The organism is Flaviflexus massiliensis (assembly GCF_001375495.1).
GTDB classification, from domain to species: domain Bacteria; phylum Actinomycetota; class Actinomycetes; order Actinomycetales; family Actinomycetaceae; genus Flaviflexus; species Flaviflexus massiliensis.
In genome coordinates this window covers 553,654-578,433 of the sequence record NZ_LN831058.1, presented here as the reverse complement: position 1 = coordinate 578,433, position 24,780 = coordinate 553,654, and the positions used below count along the sequence as shown (strand labels likewise).

Genomic DNA, 24,780 nt, shown 5'->3' with positions numbered 1-24,780 from the left:
GAACCAGCTCGCAGTGCGTTGGACTACTTGCTTTCAGTTTCAGTCTTCAAGACCTCGACAAGCCTGGTGAGTGCGTCCTTCCAGAACTCCTTAGTTTCGGTGACGGCTTCGCGGCTGAGCCGTGAATGCTGGATCGACATCTTGCAACGCGGCACCCCCGACTTGGTGGCCGGCTGAGCATCCACGGAGAACGCCACGCGCGTGCCCTCGCCCCCGTCGAATCGGATGGACTTGGCTGAGGCGCTACGCTGGTTCAATTCCAAATCAAGCCACGCCCTGCGCTTGTCTTCCTCAGTCAGATGGGGCCACAGCGCCTCGGTATCCACCTGCAAAGTCTTTGAGCTACTGACATCAAACGAACCATCGGGGCGCTGTCCCGGTTCCCGGAGCCCGCGCGACTGCTCGTAACTGACGGTCACCCCCTGTGCCCACCAGCCATCGACCTCGTGCTTAGCCCCAAGCCAACGCGCAATCTGAGCATGGTCCCATTCCCTGGCGCCCGCCCCATCCAGCATCGCAAACCAGTCATCGCGGCTGCGCCCCGTTGCGGCAACGATCGCCGAGTCGGACACCATGGTGGACTGGGAGCGGACCGCCTTCCCGGAATCATTATCGCCTTTGGCTGAACTGTGATTGGACATTCATCAACACTAGTGCGTCTCGCCTCCCGCCACACCCGTTTCATTTCACCCCGCTGGCATAAGTCAGAATTGTTCGGATTCCCGAAACCTTGCCATTAGAGGTTCTTTGACGTATTTAACGCATTCATACCTGTTTTGGCTCTGCTTATTCTGGGACCTTTGGTGCAGACTGGTTCGGTGATAACGAGCGAGCGGCCCGAGACCGCAGAACCGGATGATAAGCAAATACGGCAGTGGCGCAAGAACCTTGCCGAGGAGCGAGCTGAGTTCGAGATCTATCGGCGCCTCGGCAAGACGCGCACCGGTGAGGAACGAGAAATCCTGCTGGAGCTGGCCGAGGCCGAGAAGCGGCACGCTGAACACTGGGAAACCCTTCTCGGGGACCGTGTCGGTCGCCCACTCATGCCCTCGTTCCGCACTCTTGTCCTTGGATTCCTGGCACGCTGGTTCGGATTTGTCTTCGCGCTTGCCCTGATTCAGGTCTCCGAAGAGCGAGCAACGAAGAACCGCTTCGACAACGGTGGTACGCCGGCCATGGTGGCCGACGAAGCTGTACATGCGGAAGTGATTCGTGCGCTCGCGACCCGCGGACGCAACTCCATGTCCGGAACCTTCAGGGCCGCCGTCTTTGGTGCCAACGACGGTCTGGTATCCAACCTGGCTCTCGTCCTCGGCGTTGCAGCCGCAAACGTCTCCAACTCCACCGTGCTCCTCACCGGTGTGTCGGGCCTGTTGGCGGGCGCGCTGTCGATGGGTGCGGGTGAATGGGTGTCCGTTCGCTCCCAACGTGAGCTCCTTGAGGCGTCGAATCCTGCCGAATCATCGAACGAGCTTCTGCCGTCTCTCGACGTGAACGAAAACGAGCTCTCCCTTGTCTACCGCGCGCGGGGCATGGATGTGGTCGAGTCGCAAGAGCGTGCCCGCACCGCACTCAAGAAGATTCACGCCCAGGAATCGGTCAATGCCCTCCAGGTACAGGGTGGGGACTTCGAAGAAATCGGTTCCCCGTGGCGCGCCGCAATCTCCTCGTTCTTCTTCTTCGCGGCGGGAGCGATCATCCCGATTGTTCCGTTCATGTTCACGTCTGGAATCACCGCGATCCTCATCTCCACCGTCCTCGTAGGCATTGCCCTGCTCTTCACCGGTGGTATCGTCGGGATCCTTTCGGGCAAGGCACCCGGACCGCGTGCCCTCAGGCAGCTGCTTATCGGATATGGGGCCGGCATTATCACCTTCGCCCTTGGTCTTCTTTTCGGCACAACTGCTTAACAACTGGTCAAGGATTCTCTAAGATTTGAGTATGGAGACTCCTGAATTGACTGATGCCGTGAGGAAGCGTGCCCGGGGCACGCTTCTTGCTTCTGCCGTGGGCGATGTTTTGGGCGTCCCCTACGAACTTGGCTCCCGAGAGCTCGACGGGGACCCCCAGCCGCTCGGTGGCGGACTTGGTGACTACGAACCGGGTGAATGGTCGGATGACACGCAAATGTCGATCTGCATCGCCCAGGTCGCTGCCACCGGTGTGCGCCTCACCTCCCAGGCCGCCCAGGACGAGATCGCACAGAAGTTCCTGGCCTGGTCCAAGGATGGTGCCACCGATATTGGTATCCAAACGTCGCGGGTTTTACAGGATGCTCACCGTCGCGAAGGCACCGCCTCGCAGCGGCTTCGTGCCGCTGCCGCATATTTCTCTGCCACCTCGGACCGCGCGGCCGGTAACGGTGCCCTCATGAGAACCGCCCCGGTCGGTCTCGCGTTCCTCTACGACCGCGATCTGACCGCCCAGGCTGCTCGCGAGATTGCTGCCCTCACCCACACGGACCCGATGGTGGGGGACACGTGCGTGCTGTGGGCGGAAGCAATCCGGCATGCCGTCACCTCGGGTCGCATCGACATCTATGCCGGCCTTGATCTTCTGCATCCCGACGTTCACCCGTCCATGATTGCCACCCTCAAGGAGGCTGAGGAGCCGGGCTTTAAGCCAGAGTCGAACTCGTTCACCATCACCTCCATGCAGTCCGCATGGCACGCCGTGGTCATGGCGAAAGATAAGGATAACCCGATCGAGAACGGCCTTTTTGAAGCGATCAAGCAGGGCTCCGATACGGATACGACAGCTGCCGTTGCTGGCGCACTCCTCGGTGCCGCCTTCGGTGAGGATGCGGTCCCGAACTACGAGGTGCACGGATGGCCGGGACTGACGGGCAAGGATCTTGCCAAACTTGGCGAGACAATCATTGAGAAGTCACGGCCCCGCTACTGACGGGCCACCGGTTCAACGCACAACCTGAACGCTGATGGGGCGCGGGAAGAACAGGGGCTCAACCTGCGCCCCATCACCATTCCCTCAAGCCTTAGTTGTTGGGGCGATCAAGGTCCTGTTTTTCCTGGTCCGTTCTTAAAGATGAGTTCATGCGGGAGTTTTGCAGGGCGGCCATAAGCTCGTAGCCGTCCTGGCCGTAGATCACCTTGACGCCGTGGAGCGCCTCGTCATCGCTTGGCCTGCGGTCCTCAATAGCCTCGGTCATGCCGTGGGAGAGGACCTGCTCAACGGGGTTGAGTTGCCGGATCGCGATTCCGGCAATGTACCGGGGATGCTCGCGAGCGAGCTCATCGAAGATGATGGGATCGTGCTGACCATCGTCGCCAACCAGATACCATTCGATTTCCGGGAACGTGATGATGAGGTTACGGAGCTGAGTCTTCTTGTGCTCCTGCCCGGAACGGAAGACGGACGTGGGGGTGGGCCCCCAGTCGGTGAGAAGAAGTGGTCCCACGGGGAAACCATTCAAGGTCAAGAAAATCTCGAGTGTGGGTAGCGTATTCCAGGCACCGGTGGACAGGTAGAAGACGGGCGCATCGGGGCTGTCCTCGAGCAGCTTGTCATAGAACTCGGCCATGCCAGGCACGGGCTTACGCGTATTGGTGTGCCGCACCCAGGAATTCCATGCGGCTAGGACCGCGCGCGGGAGCCAGGTGACCATGACCGTGTCATCAATATCGGAGATCAGCCCGCGCGTGGCTTCGGGACGAACAATGAGAACCTTGGCGCGAATGGGTACGGCGGCAGCGGCCTCAATCTCAACTTCGTGCCAGCCCGGCTCCAAGCCGTGGTCCAGAACCAGGACATCGATGTAGCCTGAGCGGTCGGTCTTGGTGTTGATGACCTTGTTGCCGGCACGGACCGTGACGGGCAGGTAACCCACCTGGGTGGTGAAGAACTGCCGCCACCCGCGCTGCGCGTTTTCCGAGATCTTTTGCGCATTCTCGAATGCTTCCTGCACCTGACCCAGAACCGTGTGAGTGGACGTAGGGAGCCGTGTTGAGCGCACATGGGTCTTCTGGTTGGGGTTGGCCATGACAGCCCGGGCAAGAACGTGCAGGGACGAAACAGAACCGTAGCCGGTGAACCCGATGATCGAGGGGCGCCAGCCTTCGTTCACACGCCTAACGGTTCCCCTGCGGTTAACAGAGTCTTCGATTTTTCGTACAAAATCTGCGAGCGCCATGCCTTTCAGTCTACGGGTATCGCCTGGTCTCTCGTGACGTTTTTAGTTCCTTGCGAACCACTTGCCGACTCAACCTGCTCGTGGACTGACGCTCTATTGACTGGCTCGGATCAGTAGCGCCACCGTGGTGACTTCACTTCTTGGAAAGCGGTGCTTGAGATGAAGTTTTGGGGAATGTGGGGCGGTGAGGGTCGTATTTACTGGGACAGTGAGCGGACAACTTCACGTGGCAGGGCAAACGATTGGGTACGGGCCCAGTCGGATGCAATGACCTCGCCATCCTTCACCCAGTACGTGTTGGTGCGTTCACCGCTGACCGTGAGCTCAACCCTTCGACAATCCTCAACGTTGCCCCGCACGGGTGATGAGACCATGTCGTTCGGTTTCAGTTGGAGGGAGGCGGGTCTTGCGGGATTGTCGGCGGTTTCCGTGAGCCAGGTGAAGTCGATGCGCTCGTGATTCGAATCGACCAGATCGAGTACGAGGAGGAGGCAGGCATAGCCGGGAAGAGCCGGTCCGGAGAGGCTCATGAAGTTGCCCGCAACATTCACGCCGTCCGATGTGCGCTCAGCAGTCACCGTGCGGCCATCGCCATGGAAGGTGAAACTCGACCATTCCAGGACGCTGCCAGCCGACTCCAATTCCAAGTTGCCAGCCACATCCAGGCCGTCAGGGGTGGTGAACCCGATCCGAGTGCGGAACTGATTGCCATGACTCATCGAGGTGAGAGAACGCCGCGGTGAGGTCGTGTCACCGAAGTAGAACAGTTCGATCTGGTGGACGTCCCTCATTGCATAATTCCTTGACACGTGAGTGCTGCCGATTGCTTGGGTGTGGTGGTTTCACATCACAGTAGTGCGCCCGTGACAGCCCGACCAGGGTTCTTAGAACTGTCCTTGGGGAGATGATGCACCTGCTCAGGGCTGTGTGCAGGCTGAATGCAACCTGGGGAGATTTCTGGGGAGTTCTCCCATTTGCTATACGCATCGGACCGGCGGTGTTTAGACTGCTTCACGATGACAGTCCTACAAGCCCCACCAGAACTCGCGGCCGACCGGTCTGAAGACACAGAGATCGCGTCAGGCCACAAGGTTTCTGGCAAGGAACGACCAAGTCGCGAAATCCTCACAGTCCTCGCCGTTATTGGCCTCCTTGCCGCCCTCAACGTTCTTGCGCACTTCACGCCGCTATCCATGTGGTTCTTCACCGTCCCGGTTGGTGTTGGCCTCATCCTCGCCCTCGGTAAGGCCCGTGGCCACACGTGGCAGGATATTGGTATTTCCCGGCGCACCCTGAAGAAGGGGCTGAAGTATGGCGGGATTGCTGCCGCCGTGGTGCTAGGAGCGGTTCTTGCCGGAGTGCTCCTCCCCATCACTCGAGACTTCTTCCTCAACGAGAACTATGCATCAGCGCGAACAGCCGTTTTTGCTGCCCTTGTCATCATCCCCATCCAAACCGTGCTTCCCGAGGAGCTTGCCTTCCGGGGGATTCTCCACTCCAGTCTGCAGAAGCTCGGAGGCATCAGAGCCGTCCTCATCGCCGGCTCGATCCTCTTCGGTCTCTGGCACGTTTCTTCGTCATTGAACCTGACGGCTGGCAATGAGGGGCTGACCTCGATGCTGGGCTCCGGCACCCTCGCGCAGTGGGTGGGTGTGGGCCTTGCCGTGGTTGCGACCTCGTTCGCGGGTGCGGCCTTCACGTGGCTGCGGCTCCGTTCCGAATCCGTCATCGCCCCCATCGGCCTCCACTGGGCACTCAACGCCTGCGGTGCACTCGCAGCGGCTGTGGTCTTCCAATTGTGAGGCACCAGCAGCGGCAACAATCCGTCAATCCGTCAACGCTACGACTTTCAGTGTGAACAGTCCCCCCGAGAAAGAATGACTTTCTCGGGGGGACTGTTCACGTGGTCGAAGGGTTTCCTTCGGGTTGGGTGTTAGCTGGAGAGGGCGCGATCAACGACGTCCTTGGCGGCTTCCTGGACTTGGGCGAGATGCTCAGGTCCCTGGAAGGATTCGGCATAGATCTTGTAGACGTCTTCCGTGCCGGAGGGCCGGGCCGCGAACCAGGCGTTCTCGGTCGTGACCTTGAGGCCGCCGATGGGCTCGTTGTTGCCGGGGGCGTTGACCAGCTTGTTGGTGATCTCCTCGCCCGCGAGCTCGGTGGCAGTCACGTCCTCGGGGGAGAGGTTCTTCAGCTTGGCCTTCTGGTCCTTCGAAGCGGGGGCGTCGATCCGCGCGTAGGCGGACGAGCCGTACTTCGCGACAAGGTCAGCGTGGAGCTGGGAGGGTGTCTTGCCCGTCACGGCCGTGATCTCGGCTGCGAGGAGGCAGAGGAGAATACCGTCCTTATCCGTGGTCCAGACGGTGCCATCGAAGCGGAGGAATGAAGCACCGGCGGACTCTTCACCACCGAAACCGACCGAACCGTCGAGAAGCCCGGGAACGAAGTACTTGAATCCGACGGGGACTTCGATGAGGTCGCGGCCGATGCCGGAGGCAACGAGATCGATGAGGCTGGAGGACACGAGGGTCTTACCGATCGCGGTGTTGGCGCCCCAGCCTTCGCGGTGCTCAAAGAGGTAGTTGATTGCGACAGCCAGGTAGTGGTTGGGGTTCATCAGCCCCCCATCCCGCGTCACAATGCCGTGACGGTCAGCGTCCGCGTCGTTACCGGTCGCAATATCGTAGGGAGCATCCCCCTCCATGCGCTTCAGCAAGCTAGCCATGGAGTACGGGGAGGAGCAGTCCATGCGGATCTTCCCATCCCAGTCGAGGGTCATGAATCGCCAGGTGGGATCCACTTCAGGGTTCACGACAGTGAGGTCCAGTCCGTAGCGTTCGGCGATGGCTGCCCAGTAGTCGACGGCCGCACCACCCATGGGATCGGCACCGATCTTGACTCCGGCCTTGCGGATTGCTTCCACGTCAATCACGTTTTCCAGGTCGTCCACGTAGGCGGAGAGGAAGTCGTGGGTGCCGGTGGTTTTTGCTACGCGGGCCTCCTCGTAGGGCATGCGAGGAATTGAACGCCAATCCTTCAGCAGCTCGTTCGCACGTGCTGCGATCTTCGTGGTGGCATCGGAATCGGCGGGGCCGCCGTGGGGCGGGTTGTACTTAAACCCGCCATCGCGCGGCGGATTGTGGGAGGGGGTGATGACAACGCCGTCAGCAAGCCCGGGGCCCTCCACGCGCACGCCCGCCTCCGTGCCTGCTCCGTTCGCGCGAAGCACGGCGAGAGACAGGGCGGGGGTGGGGGTGTAGCGGTTGCGAGCATCGATCCGGATGTTCACGCCGGCCGCGGCAAAGACCTCGACAGCGGTGCGCTGTGCTGGTTCGGACAGGGCGTGGGTGTCGCGGCCGATGTAGAGCTCACCGTCGTAGCCGAGCTCGGCACGGTATTCGATAATGGCGGCGGTAATGGCCGCAATGTGGCCTTCGTTGAAGGCTCCGTCGAGGGCGGAACCGCGATGCCCGGACGTTCCGAACACGACGGGTTCTACCGGTTCCTGGTTGTAGTAGGCGGAGATCAGTTCATCGACATCGATGAGATCCTCGGGAAGAGCTGGGGTACCTGCGCGTTCGTTCATACCTGCTATTTTGCCACTCAAATCACATTTGTGGGCAGAAAGTTCATGACCCGTGAAACAGGTCAGTCAGTTGTTCCTGGGGACGGAAGAACCTGCGTGAGATAAACGTTGGTCGAGGGATCTGCTGGTGGGTACTTAGTTGACGGGGGTGACGACCTGCCACCGCTCGTGACTGTACACGGTGACCCATTCGCCCCCGTAGCGGTCCTCAGCCCAGCCTTCCACGTCCTCACCGAGCCGCCACCAGTTCATCGCAATCGCATCCGGTTCAACATCCCCCATCGTCCCGTAGTAGTACACATTCGTGCCGGGGACGAGGTAGGCGAGGAGAGAAATGTCGGTGGCGACCACGTCGTAGCTGCTGGCAATCTCAATCGCCTCGTCAGCATCGTTCACGTACCCGTCGTGGTCCCAGAACAGGGAGACCTGGGTTTGGGTGATCATGATCGCGGTCGTGATGGCAGAGATGATCGGGGCAGTCAATTGCCAGCGCCCGCTCGCACCATCAATGAGCGCAACGAGGGCAATCGGAATGAGGACCGCGGAATAGTGGAAGTCAGTGCCCCAGTAATACTCGACGTTACCAATAAACCGCCACCCCAACGTGGGCACCATGACAAGGATGAGAGGCGAGCGTAGGCCAATAACTCCCGCGGTGAAAAGCAGGATGATCAGGGTCGTGATCTTGTCGTCCCACCCCATCACTACCTGCTCGGCAAGGGAAACGTTCGAGGTGTAATCCCACTGACCCTGCGGATTGAGGGCGGGCAGGAGTACCAGGGTGGAGAGCAGGAACCAGATGCTCCCCCACGCCACAAAGAAGGCTCCGAACTTCAGATTGATCCTGGTGCGGCTGCGAAGCCAGATGGCGAGGCCGAAAGCTGCCACCGTGAGTCCCAGGTCCTCCTTGACGAACACGAGCAGACCGATCACTATTGCGGCTGGAATCTTCCTGTCCCGCACCCACCAGACGAGCCCGAAAGCGAGGAGGGGAACGGCGAAGGCGATCTCGTGAAACTGCGCCCACACCGCATTGAGCAACCCCCAAGACGCAACGTAGGAGAAGCCAATGAGTACAGCGCTCGCGGTGCTGAGCTTCTCCGCCGCGAGACTCACAATCGGCCATGCAGACAGCGCGAACAGGGCCGCCTGGATGATGAGGAGGGTGCCCCCGGATGGGAAGAGCCAGTAGAACGGGGCAAGGGTGACAAGGATGGGGTGGAAGTGGTCGCCTAGCAGATTGTAGCCATTGCCCTTGATATTGACGATCGGGGCATCAAAGTCTGCGTACGCTTTCGCCAGCTGAGTGAAGATTCCCAGATCCCATGACGGTGAAATGTGGTTCGACCACATGATCCACGACAGGGAGGCATAGAGCGCGAATGCGAGGACACTAAACCCCGCCGGCAGGAGCCGGCCCACCATCACACCAGATCTTTACGCTGGAGGTAGCGGAGCGAGAACCAGCCGAACGGCACCCTGCCCCAGAACGTCAGCAGCCGGTAAATGAGTGCCGTGGACAGGGCGATTGAATAGGGGATACCGGCCACGGCCAAACCACCCGTCAGGGCCGCCTCAACAGGACCGATACCACCGGGGGACGGCACTATCGAACCAAGCGTGTTGGAGATGAGGAAGGTGAGCGCCAGCGTCATGATCGGCAACGTGTACCCGAACGCCGCAAGGGTCAGGCCAAAGGCCGCGATGAAGCCAATGGACTGGAGGAGGGAACCGGCCACTCCGAGTGCGATTCTTTGCGGGTGAGTCGTGAGCCAGACGACGCGGGGCCACACTTGCTCGACCGTGGGCCGGATCTTCGCCAGCACCCACGTGCGGAGCGGCTTGATGAGGAACAGTGCCGCGATCGCCAGGATGATGCCGAGGATGGTGACGATGAGCGACCCGGACGGAAGCGAGATACGCCCGATCTCACCGGTCATGAGCGCAATGAGAATAAGGGTCGCGATCGTGGTGAGTAGCTGGGCTATCTGAACGAGAGAAACGGTTGCGACACCGAGGGTGGTGGGAACACCCTTCTTATTGAGGTAGCGAAGGTTGAGAGCGGCCGGGCCGATACCTGCCGGAACGACGAGGGTGATGATGGAGGCGGCGACCTGGACGAGAGCCGTTTCGCCCATGGGGATCTTCTCGGGTGTGTACGCCTTCAAATGCAGCGCCGCACCTGTGTAGGTGAGCAGGGAACCAGCAACGAAGGCCACGAGGATGAGGGCCGGGTTGGCCTGCTTGAGTGCCTCCCACAGGTCCGCGAAGTTGATCGAACCGAGAAGGATGTAGATGGCGACCACGGCGATGATGACGGAAACGACGGTCTTGGGGGAGAACCGGCGAACATCGATCTGGCTCGCACCCTCCGTGGGCGGAACCATTTCCGTGATCGTTTCCTTCAGCTTCTTCGAATCTTCCTTCGACATGCTGGTCAGGGTGTGGCGGGGAAGAATGCTGCGCTGGATGACGGGGGCGGTGGTCATGAGCTGGTCGGTGCCGTACTTGCGGACGAACGAGTCGATGGCCCGCTGTGGCCCAACCAGCCCCGTCAGCATCGCCAGTCCCTGCGCCAAGTCCACGTGCCGGGATACTTCAGAGGCCGCGATGGTGCCGTCGTGCCAGTTCGTGAGAATCAGTTCCCCATTGTCGAACAGGACCGCTCCGGAGTGAATGTTGCGGTGCGCGAGCCCACCCACGTGGGCGTTGGCAAGAATCTCCCACAGTTGGTCAATAACGTAGTCGGTGAGTTCATCGGCCGGTACCATATCCAACGTCGGGGCTCGCAGCAACTTTGTCACGATGACAACGGAGTCATCGGAGGAGGCAACACCAACAAGGTCGGGGCTGACGACGTCGTTGTGCTGGGCGGCGAGGGTCATGAGCGTGACCTGATCGGCCGTGTCATAGATGGAGGCGTCGGAGCGACGGTACTGGATGCGGAGCCTAATCCGGGACCAGGTGGAGGACAGCCACGACAGGAGGTGTCGGTCCCCGTCGAGAACGGAAGCGTGGTGGGCGACTCCGGTGGCGTCGATGAGGACGTAGTTGCGGGAAATGGTTTCCGACCTGGGGACGGTGAAGCTCTGGTAGTCCTCGAAGACCGCGACCGGATCAACAACCGCTTCGGGCACGATTGATTCGGACTTGGAGTCCTCGTCCACGATATCGATCGGGTCAAAGGTGCGGTCAATGAGTTCCTGGAGCTGGGAGATCCCAAACCTGTCCAGGTATCCGACCGGGGAATTTGTTGTGACACGGAGAGCCTGGAGATCATCAATGTTGATGTTCTTATCGACCCGGACAATTTCGACAGCATCCACTCCCGCCCTGCGCAGGAGCCGGACCAGGCTGAGTCCGCTTGCTCGCTCGGGAACCGTGCCGATGAGAAACAGGGCGAGCTGCCCAACCATGGTGCCCATGAGAACAATGGAGAGAGCACCCGGTAGGGTTTGCTGCCCTTGAAGGATGGAGAGGACGAGAGCAACCCACAGAAGTGGCCAGGTCCACCGCACACTGACGAGCGAGCCGCGTGTGCCGGCTGCCGTGCAGAGTGCCGAAATGATTGCCATGTACGGGACGAGCAGAACGATCGCCTGCCCCTCGACGGCCACCGCAATCGTGTTGGTGATCGGAGCGTCGGGCAGGTATTCGCGCAGGAACCAGACGGACAGGTTCGACAGGCCGCCAGCCACCACCATCGCCACCACGGAGGTGATGAGTGCCCGCCACCGTCTCGTCCACGTCAGTTCCACGAGAACAGCGAGGGGCGCGAAGAATGTTAGCAACCCTTCGAGAACGTTGATGGGGACGAGAAAAACGGTGGCAATAAAGTCGTTCGTGACCTCGCGGACGTCCGCGGTGACCGCGTAGGCGGTCGTTGAAGCATAGACGGAGAAGGTGAGGACAACCGCGATCCCGATGAGGGACAGGAGGGCACCAAAAAGGTCGCTGGGACGCCGAATCCACCGATCTTCGGCGTCAACGAGAAGAGCTGCGCGTCGGTTCACACCCGTTACCGGTTAGCCTTGTGCGGCTCGAGTCCTTCGCGCTCAATTCCCTCCAGTGAGAAGGTGCCTGCCCTATCAATCGCGGCACGCAACTCGTCATCCGTCGCACTGCCGGTGATGATAATGGTGGCGCGGGAATCGTGGCCGAGGGTCACCATCACCTGATTGACGGAGTGAATATTGGCGAGCGAATCGGTTACCTCCGCAACCTCAGTATCACCATTAATCCCAGAAATAATGAGTTGGATCACGCTTACTCCTCGCTCTGACCAGCGACTTCTCTCGCTTTGAAAAGCTTGCCATTGATCGCATCGATCAGCCAGTCGGGAGTCCGGGAAGCGGGACGCGGATATTCCCGAATGTCCTTCTCCCACTCGTCAACAGGAACCTGAGCCACCCAGGACGGCTTGTCATCCTTGTTGAAACCAAAGTTTCCGGTACCCGAGGAGTCGAACACGAATTTCGCGACGAAGAAACCGCCCTCTTCCTCCGTGTACGTGTTCCTCTTGAGCTGGCGCGTGTAGTGCACGATCGCGGTCGGGATCGACGTGATCCGCTCGGTCTTGCCATTGATCGAGTACTCGCCAAGGAACACGAAGTGGTTGCCAACGATCTGCATGAACAGGGTGATCGTGTCGAAACCGGTCGGAACCGTGTTGACCATGAGCTTGAAAATATCGGGAATGAGGGACTTGCTGTCGGTCAGGTCCCGGTTCTTCATATCCTCGGGAACGGCCGGATTGATCTCATCAACAACCCAGCGTTTCGGGGTGGCAACGCGTGCCTGAGCCTTCACGCCCTCGATTGGCACGGCCTTCACGAACACGGTCGGTGCGTACCGGGAGAAGCCGTTTGCGCGCGAATACGGTGCATCCGGCAGCAGCGACTGCACCTCGAGAAGCGTCTGCCCATCACGACGGATCGGGCGCAGCACGCGCGAAGGAACGTTATCGATACGGGCGATCTTCTGCGCCTCGTAAATCTCCATGTCCTCCGTGTACGCAATCCTCTTGGCCCACAGTCCCGACTCGATCTGTTCGAAACCGTCCTCCTTGTCGGGGTCGGCGGGTGCCACGAGAGTAACGGAGACCGGCTGGCCGTCCACCAGCTCCAGGTCGCACGGGATCTCACCCCACGAACGCTTGATGACAAGACCGAGGAAGTTCGAGGGCGTGATGGCTTTGAAACCCTCTTCGGTTTCCCAGCCGTAGGCAACACCGTGATAGGCGGCCACCATCTCCCTCTCCTCCAGGTCGGGAGAGTACTTCCAAATAATTGAGCCCTCGGTAACGCGGGTCGGCTCAACCCACAGCAGATCGGTCATGACAGTTCCTGCCACCGCCTGACCGGAACCGTCGAACGGAATCACTTCAAACACGCCCCCAAGGAACGCATCCGGGTGCATCGGACCCACGGCGTGACGAGATTGAACGAGCGGACCGTTCTGCAACTCCATGACATAAAAGTCGTTCTCCGGAGTGAACGGGCTTCCCTTGAAACCAATCTGATAAAGCTCAATCAGCTCACCGATGCTCTCAATTTCGTCGAGAGCATCGGAAACAACAGCGAGACCCGAAATATAGTCCAGACCATTTTTCAGGTAGCCGTTGATCTGTCCTTGGGTTAGGAGAAGAGAATAAGTTTTCGACACAATTCCTCAATCTTTTGTGGTCCACTCCTGAGAATACTGCATTAGGCTTACGACATGCGTCTTGGAGTACTCGACATCGGATCAAACACTGTCCATATGCTCGTGGTGGATGCCCACTACGGGGCACGGCCCGCGCCTGCGGCCGATGACAGGACAGTGGTGCGCCTCATGAAATACTTGGAGGACGACAATTCGGTCAACGAGGAGGGCATCACCGCCCTCCGTGAGGCAGTCGAACGCGCCATGCTCTTCGCGGAACGCTTCGGAGCCGAAGAAGTGATCGGGCTGGCCACCTCCGCGCTGCGTGAAGCAACAAACGGCCCGGAAGTCCTCGCGAGTCTAGAAGAGATTGCGGGAATCAAGTTCCAGGTCCTGTCCGGCAAGGAAGAAGCCGACCTGACCTTCCTCGCTGCCCGCCGCTGGCACGGCTGGGCCGCGGGCAGGCTCCTCGTTCTCGATATCGGCGGTGGGTCCTTCGAAACCGCCTACGGCATTGACGAGAAGCCGGAATTCTCCGCATCGGTCCCGCTGGGCGCTGGCCGGCTCACTCGCCGCTATCTCAAGCACGATCCGCCGATCGAGAACGAGATCTCGGAGCTCCGGAAGTACGTGAAGGAGGAGATGAAGCCGCTCGCGGACTCCCTCAAGCAGCTACCAAAACCCGATCACGTCGTGGCAACATCGAAGACCTTCCGCTCTCTCGCCCGACTCGGCGGCCAGCTTGTTGCCGTTGTTGGACCGACGGAGCGCCGTCGCATGTCCCGCTCCGACCTTGAAGACTGGGTGGATCGGTTGGCGCAGATGCCGGCCTCGGCACGCACCGCCCTCCCAGGCATCACCCCCGAACGCACCTACCAGATCGTTGCCGGTGCGGAAGTGGCCATGCGGGCCATGAAGGCATTCAAGGTCGATCGCCTCGAGATCTGCCCCTGGGCCATGCGCGAAGGTGCGATCATTGCCTACCTGGAAGGTCAGCGCGACCAGTAGAGTCGCGGACAGCCAGCTCCGCCCCACCAACTCCATTACTCCAACTACGACCAAATGAAGTCTTGAAGGAGAGCAGGGAAAGTAACGGCGACCGCACAGATCGGTACGGAGGAAGTACGAGAGTTGAAATGGTGAGGGGGAGCGACTAGTCGCTCCCCCTCACCAATGCCTAGGTCTTCTTCAGTTACTGGTTCTCGCTGCCCGGTTCGCGCGGATCCTCGGTCTCATTGGGAGTTTCGTTGGATTCGGCCCGAGTAGATGTGTTGCCGGTGGTTCCATTCTCGCGCAGGGCCCTCCTGGTCGAGATGTTCGACATGATGCGGCGGGTAATCCACCAGGCAAGCAATACGACGACCACGATGATGACGATCGTGGAGAGAGTCCCTACCCAGCCTTCGACACGATCCCAGTTCTCGCCCAGTGCGAAGCCGGCATAGATCAGGATCGTGTTCCAGATCAGGGAGCCGACGAGCGTGAGAAGGGAGAAGGTGATGAGGGGCATGCGGGTCACGCCGGCGGGAATGGAGATGAGGGAACGGAAGATCGGGATCATGCGGCCCAGCAGGACCGTCCACTTGCCGTGCTTGTCGAACCACGACTCGGTCTTCACGATGTCGTCGACGTTGACAAGGGGGAGTGCCCCCATGATCTTTCTTGTTCGTTCACGCCCGAGAGCCGCACCAACCCCGTAGAGGGCCCAGGCACCAATGACGGAGCCTGCGGTGCACCAGATGATCATCTCAACGAGGCTGAGAGTGCCGAGTGAGGCAGTGAATCCTGCAAGGGGCAGAATGATTTCTGACGGGAGGGGCGGGAAGAGGTTCTCGAGGGCAATGAGCAGGAATGCACCAAAACCCCCGAGGGTCTCCATGACATCAACGGCCCAACCGGCAATGCCGGTGAGTTCAGAATCCATTATTCTCCCAGGTAGTCAACGAGTTCGGAGGCCAGGCCAGTGTAGCTGGCCGGGGTGAGCTCGAGAAGACGTGCTTCGACCTCAGCTGGGATCCCGAGGGACTTGATGAAGTCCCGCATGATCTCTTCCGTCACCTTGTGTCCGCGGGTGAGGTCCTTGAGGCGCTCATAGGGGTTGTCCATGCCGGTCGCACCCTTGATCGCGGCGGCACGCATGGCCTGCTGGATCGGTTCACCAAGAACTTCCCACGAGTTGTCGAGGTCGCGCGCGAGTGCGGCACTGTCCACATCCAGACCGGCAAGACCCCGCGTCACGTTGTCGATCGCGAGCAGGGAGTGCCCGAAAGCGACACCAATATTGCGTTGCGTCGAGGAGTCGGTGAGGTCGCGCTGCAGGCGAGATGTCACGAGGGTTGCGCCGAGCGTGTCGAGCAGGGCCGAGGAGATCTCGAGGTTCGCTTCCGCATTCTCGAACCTGATGGGGTTCACCTTGTGAGGCATTGTTGACGACCCGGTCGAGCCCTGGGCTGCCAGGTTCTGGTGGAAGTAGCCGAGGGAAATATAGGTCCACACGTCGGTTGCGAAGTTGTGGAGGATCCTGTTGAAGCGGGCAATGTCGGCGTAAAGCTCGGCCTGCCAGTCGTGCGATTCAATCTGGGTGGTCAGCGGGTTCCAGGTGAGGCCGAGGGATTCGACAAAGGCACGGGAGTGGAGTGGCCAGTCGGCTTCTGGTAGGGCAACAACGTGCGCCCCGTAGGTGCCGGTCGCGCCATTAATCTTGCCCAGGTATTCGGTTTTTCCGATGCGGTCGAGCTGGCGTCCGAGGCGCCACGCAAAGACCGCCATCTCCTTCCCCAGGGTGGTGGGGGTTGCGGTCTGGCCGTGGGTACGGGACAGCATCGGCTGCGAACGCTGAGCCTTCGCAAGTGAGGTGATGTCGTCCACGAGCTTGCGTGCGGCAGGGAGCCACACCTTCTCAACAGCGTCCTTGATCGTCAGCGCGTAGGAAAGGTTATTGATGTCTTCCGAGGTGCACAGAATGTGCACAATGTCGGGGTATTTGACCCGGTCTCGCAGATAGTATTCAACAGCTTTCACGTCGTGGCGGGTCTCGGCCTCAATCTCGGCCAGTTCCTTCGCATCCACAACGATGTTGCGCATCTCTTCCCGCTCTTCGGGAGTGAATTCGCCGGGCAGGATCCCCGTGTCAACGAGGTAGATGAGCCACTCGACTTCGACCGTGACGCGAGCCCGGTTCAGGGCATCTTCTGACAGGTATTCGACGAGTGGGGAAACGTATTGGGCGTATCGACCATCTAGCGGGCTCAGGGTGCTCATGACACACATGCTAGCCGCGTGAAGCGCTAGGGTGCTTGATCATTCCAGGACTGTGGTCCGTCTGTCTGAAGAGATGGGGACTGTACCCAGGTGGTATTGAGCAAGTGCTGATGTCTGAATTTTCACTCCTGAGAGAAGAAGTGGGAGGGCGCTAGAAATTGGACCGGAAGTGGCGGAAGATGTGAGCATGACTTCTGACGTGGCACCTTGGACCAAGCACTATCAGCCGGGGGTCCCGGCACACATAATCGAACCAACCGAATCACTTGTTGAGCTCCTTGAAACCGCAGTTGCCGGGGGTGGCGATTCCCCCGCCATGACCTTCTTCGGGAAAGAAACCGCCTACCGGAAGCTCGGTGAACAGGTTGCGTCCGTTGCCGAGGGACTCCGCGGACTCGGAGTCAAAGCTGGTGACCGAGTTGCGCTGATCATGCCGAACTGCCCTCAGCACGTTATCGCCTTCTACGCTGTTCTGCGCCTCGGAGCGATCGTTGTGGAACACAATCCGCTCTACACGAGCAGGGAGCTGCTCGCCCAGTTCCGTGACCACCGCGCGAAGGTTGCGATCGCCTGGGACAAGGCGGCAGGCAAGATCGCGGGCACCGAGTTCGGACTCGACTCCATCGTTGCCGTCAACATGCTGGAGGAGTTCCCAACGGTCAAGAGGCTGGCACTCAACCTCCCCATCCCCTCCCTGAAAGAAAAGAAGGCGGCGCTCACAACGAAGACAGAGGGTGCCATTCCCTGGCGGTCACTGGTCAAGAACCGGCCGCTTGCCACCTCCCATCCGAAGCCGACCGTGGATGACATTGCCGTCATCCAATACACTTCCGGCACAACCGGGCAGGCCAAGGGTGCCGTTCTGACGCACAGGAACCTGTACGCGAACGCTCGCCAGGGCGAGGCGTGGATGTTGGGAGCGAAGGAACGGGAAGAAAACGCTTACGCTCTTCTTCCCATGTTCCATGCCTTCGGGATGACCCTGTACCTCACGTTTGGGATTCTCAAGCAGGCGAACCTGATTCTCCTCCCCCAGTTTGACGCCGACATGGTGCTCGACGAGGTCAAGAAATACCCACCCACCATTTACTGTGCTGTTCCCCCGATCTACCGGAAGACCGCGCAGCGCGCTCGCGAGCGCGGCATCGATCTCTCCGCAGCCAAGTACTGCATCAGCGGCGCCATGAAACTGACCGACGATGTGGTGGAAGACTGGGAGTCCCTCTCGGGCGGGCTGCTGGTTGAGGGGTATGGCATGACGGAAGCCTCCCCCGTTGCCCTCGGTAACCCCTTCCACCCTACCCGCCGCACCGGAACGATCGGTGTGCCCTTCCCGTCAACGAACATGAAGGTTGTTGATATTGAGGACCCGAGCATTCCCGTGGCACAGGGCGAAGAGGGCGAACTGTTGATCCAGGGCCCACAGGTGTTCTCCGGGTATTGGGAGAACGAGGAAGAAACAAAGAGGACGCTACTGCCCGGTGGGTGGCTCCGCACCGGTGACATTGTCACGGTTGACGAGGATGGCTTTGTCACGATCGTCGACAGGGTTAAGGAACTCATCATCACGGGCGGCTTCAACGTGTCACCTTCCGAGGTGGAGAACGTTCTGATCCGCCACGAGGCCATCGAGGATGCTGCCGTTATCGGCATCGAGGGTGAGTCCGGTGAAGAAGTTGTTGCCGCCGTTGTCGTGGCCGCGGGACAGACCCTTGATGCTGAGGAGATCAGGGAGTTTTGCCGCAAGTACCTGGCACGCTACAAGGTTCCCCGCCGCATCACCGTCGTGAAGGAACTACCCAAGTCGATGCTCGGCAAGGTCCTGCGCAAGCAGGTGAAGGCCGCCCTCGAACCGTCCCTCAAGCTCAAGTAATCAGCTTGAGTACGAGCCCGAGCAAACCACGGTCTATCGGGCTACAAGAACGTGAGCAAGGGTGTGGGTCCGGGGAGCAGTTCAAGATCCCCGGGCCCATACCCAATGTTCTGAGTGGCCGGTTGTGTCACAGGTAGCGCGAGGCCGTGCTGACGGTCTGGGCGCCGTAACTGCCCCCGAAGAGGGAGGCGTGAATGATGAGGATGTGCAACTGGTGCAGTCCGTGCCGCTCCCGCCATCCATCAGCGAGCTCGTGGACGGATTCGTAGCCCGAGACGATCTCCTCCCAGTGGGGGACTCCAAAGACGGTGAGTTGAGCAAGGTCTGATTCACGGTGTCCAGCGTGGGAGGCAGGGTCGATGAGAACCCCACCGCGGGGTGCCCAGAGGACGTTCCCGGACCACAGGTCGCCGTGCAGAATGCTTGGTCGATCGCCCGTGTCGAACACGCCGTCCCTTAGCTTTTCGCACAGAGATTCGATGGAAATGGCGCCAGCCTGGCTGATGGCGCCGTTGTCACGTGCCGGCTTCACGTAGGGCAGGATCCTGTCGTCCGCATAGAACTCACCCCAGGTGCGCTCCCCGGACGTGACGAGGGGCAGGAGTTCGTTTCCCATCGTCCCCCACTCATGTTCGTCAAGGTCGAAATCGGGTGGGGCCTGACCGAAGACCCGATCGTGCCCGTGGTCGTGCAGGCGCGCCAACATCGCCCCGAACTCGTGGGCGTGTTCTGCTGTGGGAGGCGCCTGACCGATGGCGCGGGTGGCGAGCGAGGTGTCTTTCACCCACGCAAGCTCGGCAACCGCTGCACCGGCCGAGGCGAGATCGGTGAGCCCCGCCGCTTCGAAAGCGATCTGGCGGGCGCTGCCGTGCTTGATGAAGACAGACACTACTTCCGGAAATCCTTCGGCAAGAACCAGTCGATGATCATGAGAATGATGGCGATAACGAGACCACCCACGACCGCCCACCAGAAACCATCAACCGTTAGGCCCCACCCGAACTGGTTCGCGAGCCAGCTCGACAACATGAGGATGAGCGCGTTGACGACGAGGGCCCACAGGCCCAGGGTGAGGATGTAGAGGGGGATGGAGAGGACAACAAGGATGGGGCGAATGATGGCGGAGATGGCAACGAAGATCGCGCCAGCACCCAGGAAGTAGAGTGCTAGCTGCCCGTCGCTCTGCGCCTGCGGGGCGGTAATGCCGGGCAGCATCAGGGTCGTCAGCCACAGGGCAAGCGCGGTGATGATGGTACGCACAATGAACTTCATGGCATTCACTCTACGTGGCAAGGCATGATGAAGGCATGAGCTTCTTTCGTTCCGACCTCGACAACCTACCCGCCTACGTAGCAGGGAAGGCTGGTTCCGACCCGAACATCATCAAGCTCGCCAGTAACGAAATGCCCTTCGGGACACTCCCCACGGTCAAGGCCGTGCTCGAAGAGCATCTCGGCACCCTCAACGTTTACCCGGACATGATGGCCGTCCGTATGAGGGAGGAAATCGCCTCCCACCAGGGAGTAAACATCGATCAGGTCGCCACCTCGAATGGCTCGGTCAACATGATCGAAAAAATCCTTGGTGCCGTATGCGAACCCGGTGGTGAAATCGTGTACGCATGGCGCTCCTTCGAGTCCTACCCGATCGCGGTCAACCTCGCCGGCGGAACCTCCGTTCGAGTACCGCTCACGCAGGCAGGGGAACACGACCTGGAGGCCATGGCCAAGGCAGTCACGGACAAGACCCGGGCCATCATTCTCTGCTCCCCCAACAACCCGACCGGAACTGCCCTCACCCACACGCAACTGGCCGGTTTCCTCAATGCTGTTGACGAACGCATTCCCGTCATCCTCGATGAGGCCTACATTCACTTCGTGCGCCACGACGACCCGATACGGTCCGTTGAACTCCTCAACAGGCATGGGAACCTCATCATCCTCCGTACCTTCTCCAAGGCCTACTCGCTTGCTGGGCTAAGGGTCGGATACGCGCTCGCGGAATCCTCGGTGGCCGACAAGCTCCGCTCGGTTGGCACCCCCTTCGGAGTCAGTACTCTTGGTCAAGCCGCCGCGGTCGCGGCCCTCCACGACGTAGAGGAGGTCATGCGGCGTAGCGACTTCGTTGCTGCCGAACGCGACAGGGTGAGCACAGCCTTGGCCGATCTCGGGTTCACGATTCCGAAGTCGGAAGCGAACTTCGTGTGGTTTGAAATGACCAAGACGGAACCCTTCGTCGAGATTGCCGCCCGCCACCTCATCACCGTCCGCGCCTTTGCCGGGGATGGTGTGCGTGTCAGCATCGGTTCCGTAGAAGCGAATGATCGGATCATCGCCACCGCAACCGAGTTCGCCCAGCACATCGGACTCACGCGAAGGTCGTAGCAAGGACAGCCACCCTTCCTTGGACCACGTGAATTCTTAGTTCCCGTGAAGTTCGACGTCGATCGAGTCTTCTTCTAGACCAGGAGTGAGATCGCGATCGCTGCCGTGGTGATGACTTCCCAGATGCCGATGGCTTTGACGCACAGTCGCTGACCGATCCTGGCCGAGTAGGTGGCAACCCCGTACGTTCTGGCCGCAACCAGCCACCACACAATCGCATGCAAGACGGGAAAGATCCCCGAGGTTGCAAGTGCCGTCACCCCCGCAGCGCACACCACGTGATAGCCAACGGAGATCCAGAAAAAGGTTTCGTTCTCGCGTTCACGGATGTTGGTTTCCACGTAGAGGGCGGTGCCAAGGAAATAGGCGGTGAGAGAGGCTGTGGCGAGCCACATCCATTCCCACCCACCGATTCCCGCCCGGTCGGCCGGGACTGTTCCGAGGATGGTGGCGAGATGAAAGGCCACGGGAGTCAGCAGCCCCGCGGCAAGGACCGTGACCGTGTTGTTGAGAACAGACCGGTCTTTTCTTACGGAGGACTGCCACATGGTGATGACGACAAGGGGCAGGAATACGGGCACCCAGATGAGGAGCCGTGGGACGGCGATCGCGAGGGCAAGACCAAAGAGTGCCGTGATGGCGCCGTAGACGAGGACCGGCTTGAGGTAGCGGGGCTTCTTGCTGGAACGTAGCCATTGCCCGGTGGAGAAGAAAGCAAAATATCCGGTCCACCACGTGCCAAGCAGGAGGAGGTGTCCGGGGTGGAATGAGGACAGGATCGTACCAACGAAGGGTGGTACGAGAATCATTACCCAAGCACCGTGATAGTTCGGGACCCAACCTCGAGAAGCCATACCCCTATTATCTCGAAGCTTTTCAGGGCCCTTCTGGGACCTCGATCGGGTTAGAAGGTGCGGCCGTTTTCCCGGTTTACTTCGAATCCGCGACCCGATAGCTGCGACCAGCATTCCACCGTCGAACCACCGCCGCGCACTTCGCAAGCAAAGTTACTGTTTGCGTACTTGCCGTCCCCGTTCTTCACGGTGTCGGACTGGACGCGCCACGCACACAGTGCGTCAGCATCCGTCGCATCACCCACCGAGTAGGTCTGGGTGTAGGTTTCGCACGTGTCGGGCGCTGACGGAAACGAGTAGGCGTAGATCGAGCACGCAACCCGCGTCTCTTCCATCGTGCAGTGAATGTTGCGGTTGTCGGTGCTGAAGTCCGTTAGCTCCTGGGCGCCACTCGGTGCGGGACGCACCTTCGTCACCCAGTCAGCGGATTGGGAAATTTCGGCAAGAGCGAGGGGTGCACCAGCTCCGGAAATCCGGTTCGAGACATCGAGGGTGAAGTCCTTCGGGCAGGTCTCATCAACCTTATTCAGAGTGTCGACGATGAGCTGCTGGTCATTGTCGGCTAGCCCGCCCTCCTGCTCGGCGACGGTCACGAACTCGGATAGTGCCCGAGCATCGGTCTCCGCACTTTCGCACTTGGGTGCGTCAACGATGGTGATGACGGCGTTGCGAGGCTGTGCCAGGGGATCTTCCAGCTTGCTATCCGTCTGCTCATCCGTATGCTCGGACGTCGTCTTGGTTTCGATGGATGCCTTCGTGACAAGGTCGGTGCCGCCACGAATGATTCCGGACCAGATGAGGAAAATGACGATGGACAAAAAGATGCCCAGCAAAATGAGCACAGTTTTAATACCCGAGCTCAAACCCGGTCGCTGCTGATTATTGACATCACTCATAGGTACTCAAATCGTCGGAACTTCCCGAACAAGGATAGGTCAATAGTGGCATATGGCGCGACATTGGGCGGGGAAGGAGCGAATGACTTGCTCAACGTCTCCGCCCGTGGCGGTTACCTGTCGCGGTGGGCCCTGGTTGCCAACATTTCGTTGTAGGCCTTGAGCTCAGCATCATCATCCCGGTCCGCCCGGCGATCCACCTGCCGTGCCTTCACATCCTCGGACCGGCCCCACATGACCGCCACGGAAATTGCGAGGGCAACTGTCGGGAACTCGCCGATACCCCAGGTGATGGCGCCACCAACCTCCTGGTCCGCCAAAGCATTCACGCCCCAGGGCAGGCCGAGCCAGCCAAAGAACTCGTTCGCGAGGACAGAGGTGGAGGAAATGACGGCGATCCCAAAGAATGCGTGGAAGGCCATCGTGCCAAATAGGAGGAGGAGCCGCAGCGGATAGGAGGGCCTGGTCGGCCCCGGATCGATACCGATGAGGGCGTTGGTGAACATGTAACCGGCGAGCGTAAAGTGCACGACCATGAGCAAATGTCCCACGTGTGTCGTGAGCGCGAGGGTGAACAGGTCCGTGAAATAGAAGAGGATGAGGGAGCCCGCGAAGTTGACGGCGGCGATCACCGGGTGAGCCCAGAATGCACCGTACTTGGAGTGCGCGGCTGCGAGGAGGATTTCTCGGCCGCCCCGCGACCCGTCCGTCCGTGCGGGTATCGCACGGGACATGAGGGAGACGGGCGCCCCGATGACCAGGAAGATCGGCACCACCATGGCGAGCATCATGTGCATGAACATGTGGGCAGAGAACAGGACCGAACCGTAAACGGTAGGACCGCCGTTTGTGATCCAGAAGAGCAGCACCATGCCCGCAACCCAGGATGCTGTCCGCCAACCCGACCACGTGTCACCGCGTGCCTTCAGGCGCCTCGCCCACCGAACATACTGAACGATGCCCAGGACCGCGACGAGAGCGAGGATCGGTTCCAGGCGCCACTGTGTGAGGTAGTTGATCGTCTCCGGATAGGGCGGAACGGGGTTTTGGGAGAGCAGGAACGTGGGTGAGGGATCGGGTACCGGATCCTGCGGAACCGGGGGAGCGGAATTCGACATTGCCGCAGCCACGCCAATAACCCCCGCCATGATCAGCACCTCGCCCGCGGCGATCCTGGTGAAGGGCCGGGAGGTAGTCGAGAGCCTGGCGATCGTGTGCTTGCGGTGAGCCAGCCCAAGGAGCGCGAGGGTAACGGTTGCGAGGATCTTGACGAGCAGGAGCCTGCCGTAGCTTGAGGTGACAAGTTCCGATAGGGAATTGAAGCGAATGACGGCAGCCAGGAAACCCGAATAGATCGTGAGCCCGAGCGCCCATGCCGCGATCGACGAATAGCGTTCCGTGTACACCGTGAGACGGTGGTTCTTTTCTGCTGTCAGGAGGAAGGCAATGAGGCCACCGGCCCAGGCACTCATGGCCAGGAGGTGAATGTAGATCGAGGACACGGCAAGAGTGTGCGAGGCCGCACCTGCAGCATGACCGGTGAGCGCGATCGGCACCATCGTGACAGCCGAGAATGCAAGAGACCATGCCGCACCCGCCAGTCGGGTGGTCATGACGGCGATGATGGAGGTGGCGACCGCAAAGATCACGGACCAGGCCATGATCTGCCCCAGCTCAAGTTCGGACAGGAACTGCCACAGCCCGGCACCAAGATCGGGATTCGACAGGGGAGTGCCGGCCACGGACGAATAGGTGACGATGAGGAGCGCCACCTCAAGGACTGGCCAGATTACCGCCGCGGTGCGAGAAAACCTGAGAATCGCCGCCCATTCCGGAGCGTCGTACGTGATGTTGCGGCGGGGCCGCTCCTGGGTGGTGGGGGAGTAGACGGTGGCGGCGATCAGGAAACCGCCGAAAGTCAGCGCGGCGACCGCGTCCCGTGCGTAGTTGAGGATGGGGAGAGCCCACCTGGTTGCTGCTCCCGGGTCCGCAAGCAGTGCTTCAGCGAAGATGCCCGTGGACAGGCCTGCGCCGATTGTCGCGATAACACCGACGATGAGAGGCCAGGAAATACTGGTAGGAGAGAGCAAGCGCTGGGTAGTGGTCACCCCACCAGGTTATGTCCTATTGGGG

At 60.3% G+C, this 24,780-nt stretch carries 21 protein-coding genes; 6 read left to right on the top strand and 15 right to left on the bottom strand.

Annotation, left to right across the window (positions count from 1 at the left end):
• Positions 1–23 precede the first annotated feature (23 nt).
• Positions 24–641, bottom strand: coding sequence for a molybdopterin-binding protein (locus tag BN1241_RS06465; protein WP_054952848.1), 618 nt, complete (start codon positions 639–641; stop codon positions 24–26).
• Positions 642–818: 177 nt separating this feature from the next.
• Here BN1241_RS06465 and BN1241_RS06460 point away from each other — a divergent pair, with 177 nt between their 5' ends.
• Positions 819–1,910: a VIT1/CCC1 transporter family protein gene (locus BN1241_RS06460; RefSeq protein ID WP_315968842.1), complete on the top strand. Its 1,092-nt coding sequence runs from the start codon at positions 819–821 to the stop codon at positions 1,908–1,910.
• A gap of 31 nt (positions 1,911–1,941) precedes the next feature.
• Positions 1,942–2,904 (top strand): ADP-ribosylglycohydrolase family protein, encoded by a 963-nt coding sequence (locus BN1241_RS06455; protein ID WP_054952846.1) that lies wholly within the window; start codon positions 1,942–1,944, stop codon positions 2,902–2,904.
• Positions 2,905–2,995: 91 nt separating this feature from the next.
• Here the strand turns inward: BN1241_RS06455 and BN1241_RS06450 are convergent, their stop codons facing one another.
• Both BN1241_RS06450 and BN1241_RS06445 read right to left on the bottom strand, forming a co-directional pair.
• A complete protein-coding gene (locus BN1241_RS06450) occupies positions 2,996–4,150 on the bottom strand; it encodes an App1 family protein (protein ID WP_054952845.1) in 1,155 nt (384 codons plus the stop codon).
• Between the two features lie 197 nt (positions 4,151–4,347).
• Positions 4,348–4,941, bottom strand: a complete 594-nt coding sequence (locus BN1241_RS06445) for a hypothetical protein (RefSeq protein ID WP_054952844.1) — start codon at positions 4,939–4,941, stop codon at positions 4,348–4,350.
• Positions 4,942–5,166: 225 nt separating this feature from the next.
• Between BN1241_RS06445 and BN1241_RS06440 the strand changes: the two genes are divergently transcribed.
• Positions 5,167–5,952, top strand: coding sequence for a CPBP family intramembrane glutamic endopeptidase (locus BN1241_RS06440; RefSeq protein WP_082418247.1), 786 nt, complete (start codon positions 5,167–5,169; stop codon positions 5,950–5,952).
• Between the two features lie 131 nt (positions 5,953–6,083).
• Here the strand turns inward: BN1241_RS06440 and pgm are convergent, their stop codons facing one another.
• The 5 genes from pgm to BN1241_RS06415 form a co-directional block, all read right to left on the bottom strand.
• Complete coding sequence (gene pgm, locus BN1241_RS06435; protein WP_054952843.1) at positions 6,084–7,736, bottom strand: phosphoglucomutase (alpha-D-glucose-1,6-bisphosphate-dependent); 1,653 nt, start codon at positions 7,734–7,736, stop codon at positions 6,084–6,086.
• Positions 7,737–7,871: 135 nt separating this feature from the next.
• Positions 7,872–9,161, bottom strand: coding sequence for a DUF2079 domain-containing protein (locus BN1241_RS06430; RefSeq protein ID WP_054952842.1), 1,290 nt, complete (start codon positions 9,159–9,161; stop codon positions 7,872–7,874).
• A complete protein-coding gene (locus BN1241_RS06425; RefSeq protein WP_054952841.1) occupies positions 9,161–11,749 on the bottom strand; it encodes a lysylphosphatidylglycerol synthase transmembrane domain-containing protein in 2,589 nt (862 codons plus the stop codon). The genes BN1241_RS06430 and BN1241_RS06425 overlap by 1 nt, the downstream gene beginning before the upstream one ends.
• Positions 11,750–11,754: 5 nt before the next feature.
• Entirely contained in the window at positions 11,755–12,000 is a 246-nt protein-coding gene (locus tag BN1241_RS06420; protein WP_054952840.1) for a hypothetical protein, read from the bottom strand.
• Between the two features lie 2 nt (positions 12,001–12,002).
• Positions 12,003–13,400: a hypothetical protein gene (locus BN1241_RS06415; RefSeq protein WP_054952839.1), complete on the bottom strand. Its 1,398-nt coding sequence runs from the start codon at positions 13,398–13,400 to the stop codon at positions 12,003–12,005.
• 54 nt (positions 13,401–13,454) lie between these two features.
• On the opposite strand from BN1241_RS06415, the gene BN1241_RS06410 reads away from it, so the two are divergent.
• A complete protein-coding gene (locus BN1241_RS06410) occupies positions 13,455–14,387 on the top strand; it encodes a Ppx/GppA family phosphatase (RefSeq protein WP_054952838.1) in 933 nt (310 codons plus the stop codon).
• Between the two features lie 184 nt (positions 14,388–14,571).
• On the opposite strand, the gene BN1241_RS06405 is transcribed toward BN1241_RS06410, so the two are convergent.
• Both BN1241_RS06405 and purB read right to left on the bottom strand, forming a co-directional pair.
• The gene (locus BN1241_RS06405; RefSeq protein WP_077138313.1) at positions 14,572–15,303 is read right to left on the bottom strand and encodes a DedA family protein; all 732 of its coding nucleotides are present in this window, start codon (positions 15,301–15,303) and stop codon (positions 14,572–14,574) included.
• On the bottom strand, positions 15,303–16,640 hold the full coding sequence (purB, locus tag BN1241_RS06400) for an adenylosuccinate lyase (protein WP_390618006.1): 1,338 nt from the start codon (positions 16,638–16,640) through the stop codon (positions 15,303–15,305). The genes BN1241_RS06405 and purB overlap by 1 nt, the downstream gene beginning before the upstream one ends.
• A gap of 199 nt (positions 16,641–16,839) precedes the next feature.
• On the opposite strand from purB, the gene BN1241_RS06395 reads away from it, so the two are divergent.
• Positions 16,840–18,513 carry a long-chain-fatty-acid--CoA ligase gene (locus BN1241_RS06395; protein WP_230198281.1) on the top strand — a complete coding sequence of 558 codons (1,674 nt, stop codon included), beginning with the start codon at positions 16,840–16,842 and terminating at the stop codon, positions 18,511–18,513.
• Between the two features lie 127 nt (positions 18,514–18,640).
• Here the strand turns inward: BN1241_RS06395 and BN1241_RS06390 are convergent, their stop codons facing one another.
• Both BN1241_RS06390 and BN1241_RS06385 read right to left on the bottom strand, forming a co-directional pair.
• Entirely contained in the window at positions 18,641–19,402 is a 762-nt protein-coding gene (locus BN1241_RS06390) for a fructosamine kinase family protein (RefSeq protein WP_054952836.1), read from the bottom strand.
• Positions 19,402–19,785, bottom strand: coding sequence for a phage holin family protein (locus tag BN1241_RS06385; protein WP_054952835.1), 384 nt, complete (start codon positions 19,783–19,785; stop codon positions 19,402–19,404). Before BN1241_RS06385 ends, BN1241_RS06390 begins: the two co-directional genes overlap by 1 nt.
• Before the next feature lie 35 nt (positions 19,786–19,820).
• On the opposite strand from BN1241_RS06385, the gene hisC reads away from it, so the two are divergent.
• A complete protein-coding gene (gene hisC / locus BN1241_RS06380) occupies positions 19,821–20,897 on the top strand; it encodes a histidinol-phosphate transaminase (protein ID WP_054953827.1) in 1,077 nt (358 codons plus the stop codon).
• 74 nt (positions 20,898–20,971) lie between these two features.
• On the opposite strand, the gene BN1241_RS06375 is transcribed toward hisC, so the two are convergent.
• The 3 genes from BN1241_RS06375 to BN1241_RS06365 all read right to left on the bottom strand — a co-directional run bounded on the left by BN1241_RS06375 (position 20,972) and on the right by BN1241_RS06365 (position 24,755).
• On the bottom strand, positions 20,972–21,751 hold the full coding sequence (locus tag BN1241_RS06375; RefSeq protein WP_077138312.1) for a YwiC-like family protein: 780 nt from the start codon (positions 21,749–21,751) through the stop codon (positions 20,972–20,974).
• Positions 21,752–21,801: 50 nt separating this feature from the next.
• Complete coding sequence (locus tag BN1241_RS06370; protein WP_054952833.1) at positions 21,802–22,647, bottom strand: hypothetical protein; 846 nt, start codon at positions 22,645–22,647, stop codon at positions 21,802–21,804.
• Between the two features lie 113 nt (positions 22,648–22,760).
• Positions 22,761–24,755, bottom strand: a complete 1,995-nt coding sequence (locus tag BN1241_RS06365) for a bifunctional copper resistance protein CopD/cytochrome c oxidase assembly protein (RefSeq protein ID WP_054952832.1) — start codon at positions 24,753–24,755, stop codon at positions 22,761–22,763.
• Between the last annotated feature and the right edge of the window lie 25 nt (positions 24,756–24,780).

Excerpts from the sequence above, each read along its gene's own strand:
- BN1241_RS06450 (WP_054952845.1), bottom strand. The coding sequence starts at position 4,150 with ATGGCGCTCGCAGATTTTGTACGAAAAATCGAAGACTCTGTTAACCGC.
- BN1241_RS06440 (WP_082418247.1), top strand. The coding sequence starts at position 5,167 with ATGACAGTCCTACAAGCCCCACCAGAACTCGCGGCCGACCGGTCTGAA.
- BN1241_RS06410 (WP_054952838.1), top strand. The coding sequence starts at position 13,455 with ATGCGTCTTGGAGTACTCGACATCGGATCAAACACTGTCCATATGCTC.
- BN1241_RS06445 (WP_054952844.1), bottom strand. The coding sequence starts at position 4,941 with ATGAGGGACGTCCACCAGATCGAACTGTTCTACTTCGGTGACACGACC.
- purB (WP_390618006.1), bottom strand. The coding sequence starts at position 16,640 with ATGAGCACCCTGAGCCCGCTAGATGGTCGATACGCCCAATACGTTTCC.
- BN1241_RS06370 (WP_054952833.1), bottom strand. The coding sequence starts at position 22,647 with ATGAGTGATGTCAATAATCAGCAGCGACCGGGTTTGAGCTCGGGTATT.
- BN1241_RS06465 (WP_054952848.1), bottom strand. The coding sequence starts at position 641 with ATGTCCAATCACAGTTCAGCCAAAGGCGATAATGATTCCGGGAAGGCG.
- BN1241_RS06430 (WP_054952842.1), bottom strand. The coding sequence starts at position 9,161 with ATGGTGGGCCGGCTCCTGCCGGCGGGGTTTAGTGTCCTCGCATTCGCG.
- hisC (WP_054953827.1), top strand. The coding sequence starts at position 19,821 with ATGAGCTTCTTTCGTTCCGACCTCGACAACCTACCCGCCTACGTAGCA.
- BN1241_RS06455 (WP_054952846.1), top strand. The coding sequence starts at position 1,942 with ATGGAGACTCCTGAATTGACTGATGCCGTGAGGAAGCGTGCCCGGGGC.
- BN1241_RS06375 (WP_077138312.1), bottom strand. The coding sequence starts at position 21,751 with ATGGCTTCTCGAGGTTGGGTCCCGAACTATCACGGTGCTTGGGTAATG.
- BN1241_RS06405 (WP_077138313.1), bottom strand. The coding sequence starts at position 15,303 with ATGGATTCTGAACTCACCGGCATTGCCGGTTGGGCCGTTGATGTCATG.
- BN1241_RS06385 (WP_054952835.1), bottom strand. The coding sequence starts at position 19,785 with ATGAAGTTCATTGTGCGTACCATCATCACCGCGCTTGCCCTGTGGCTG.
- pgm (WP_054952843.1), bottom strand. The coding sequence starts at position 7,736 with ATGAACGAACGCGCAGGTACCCCAGCTCTTCCCGAGGATCTCATCGAT.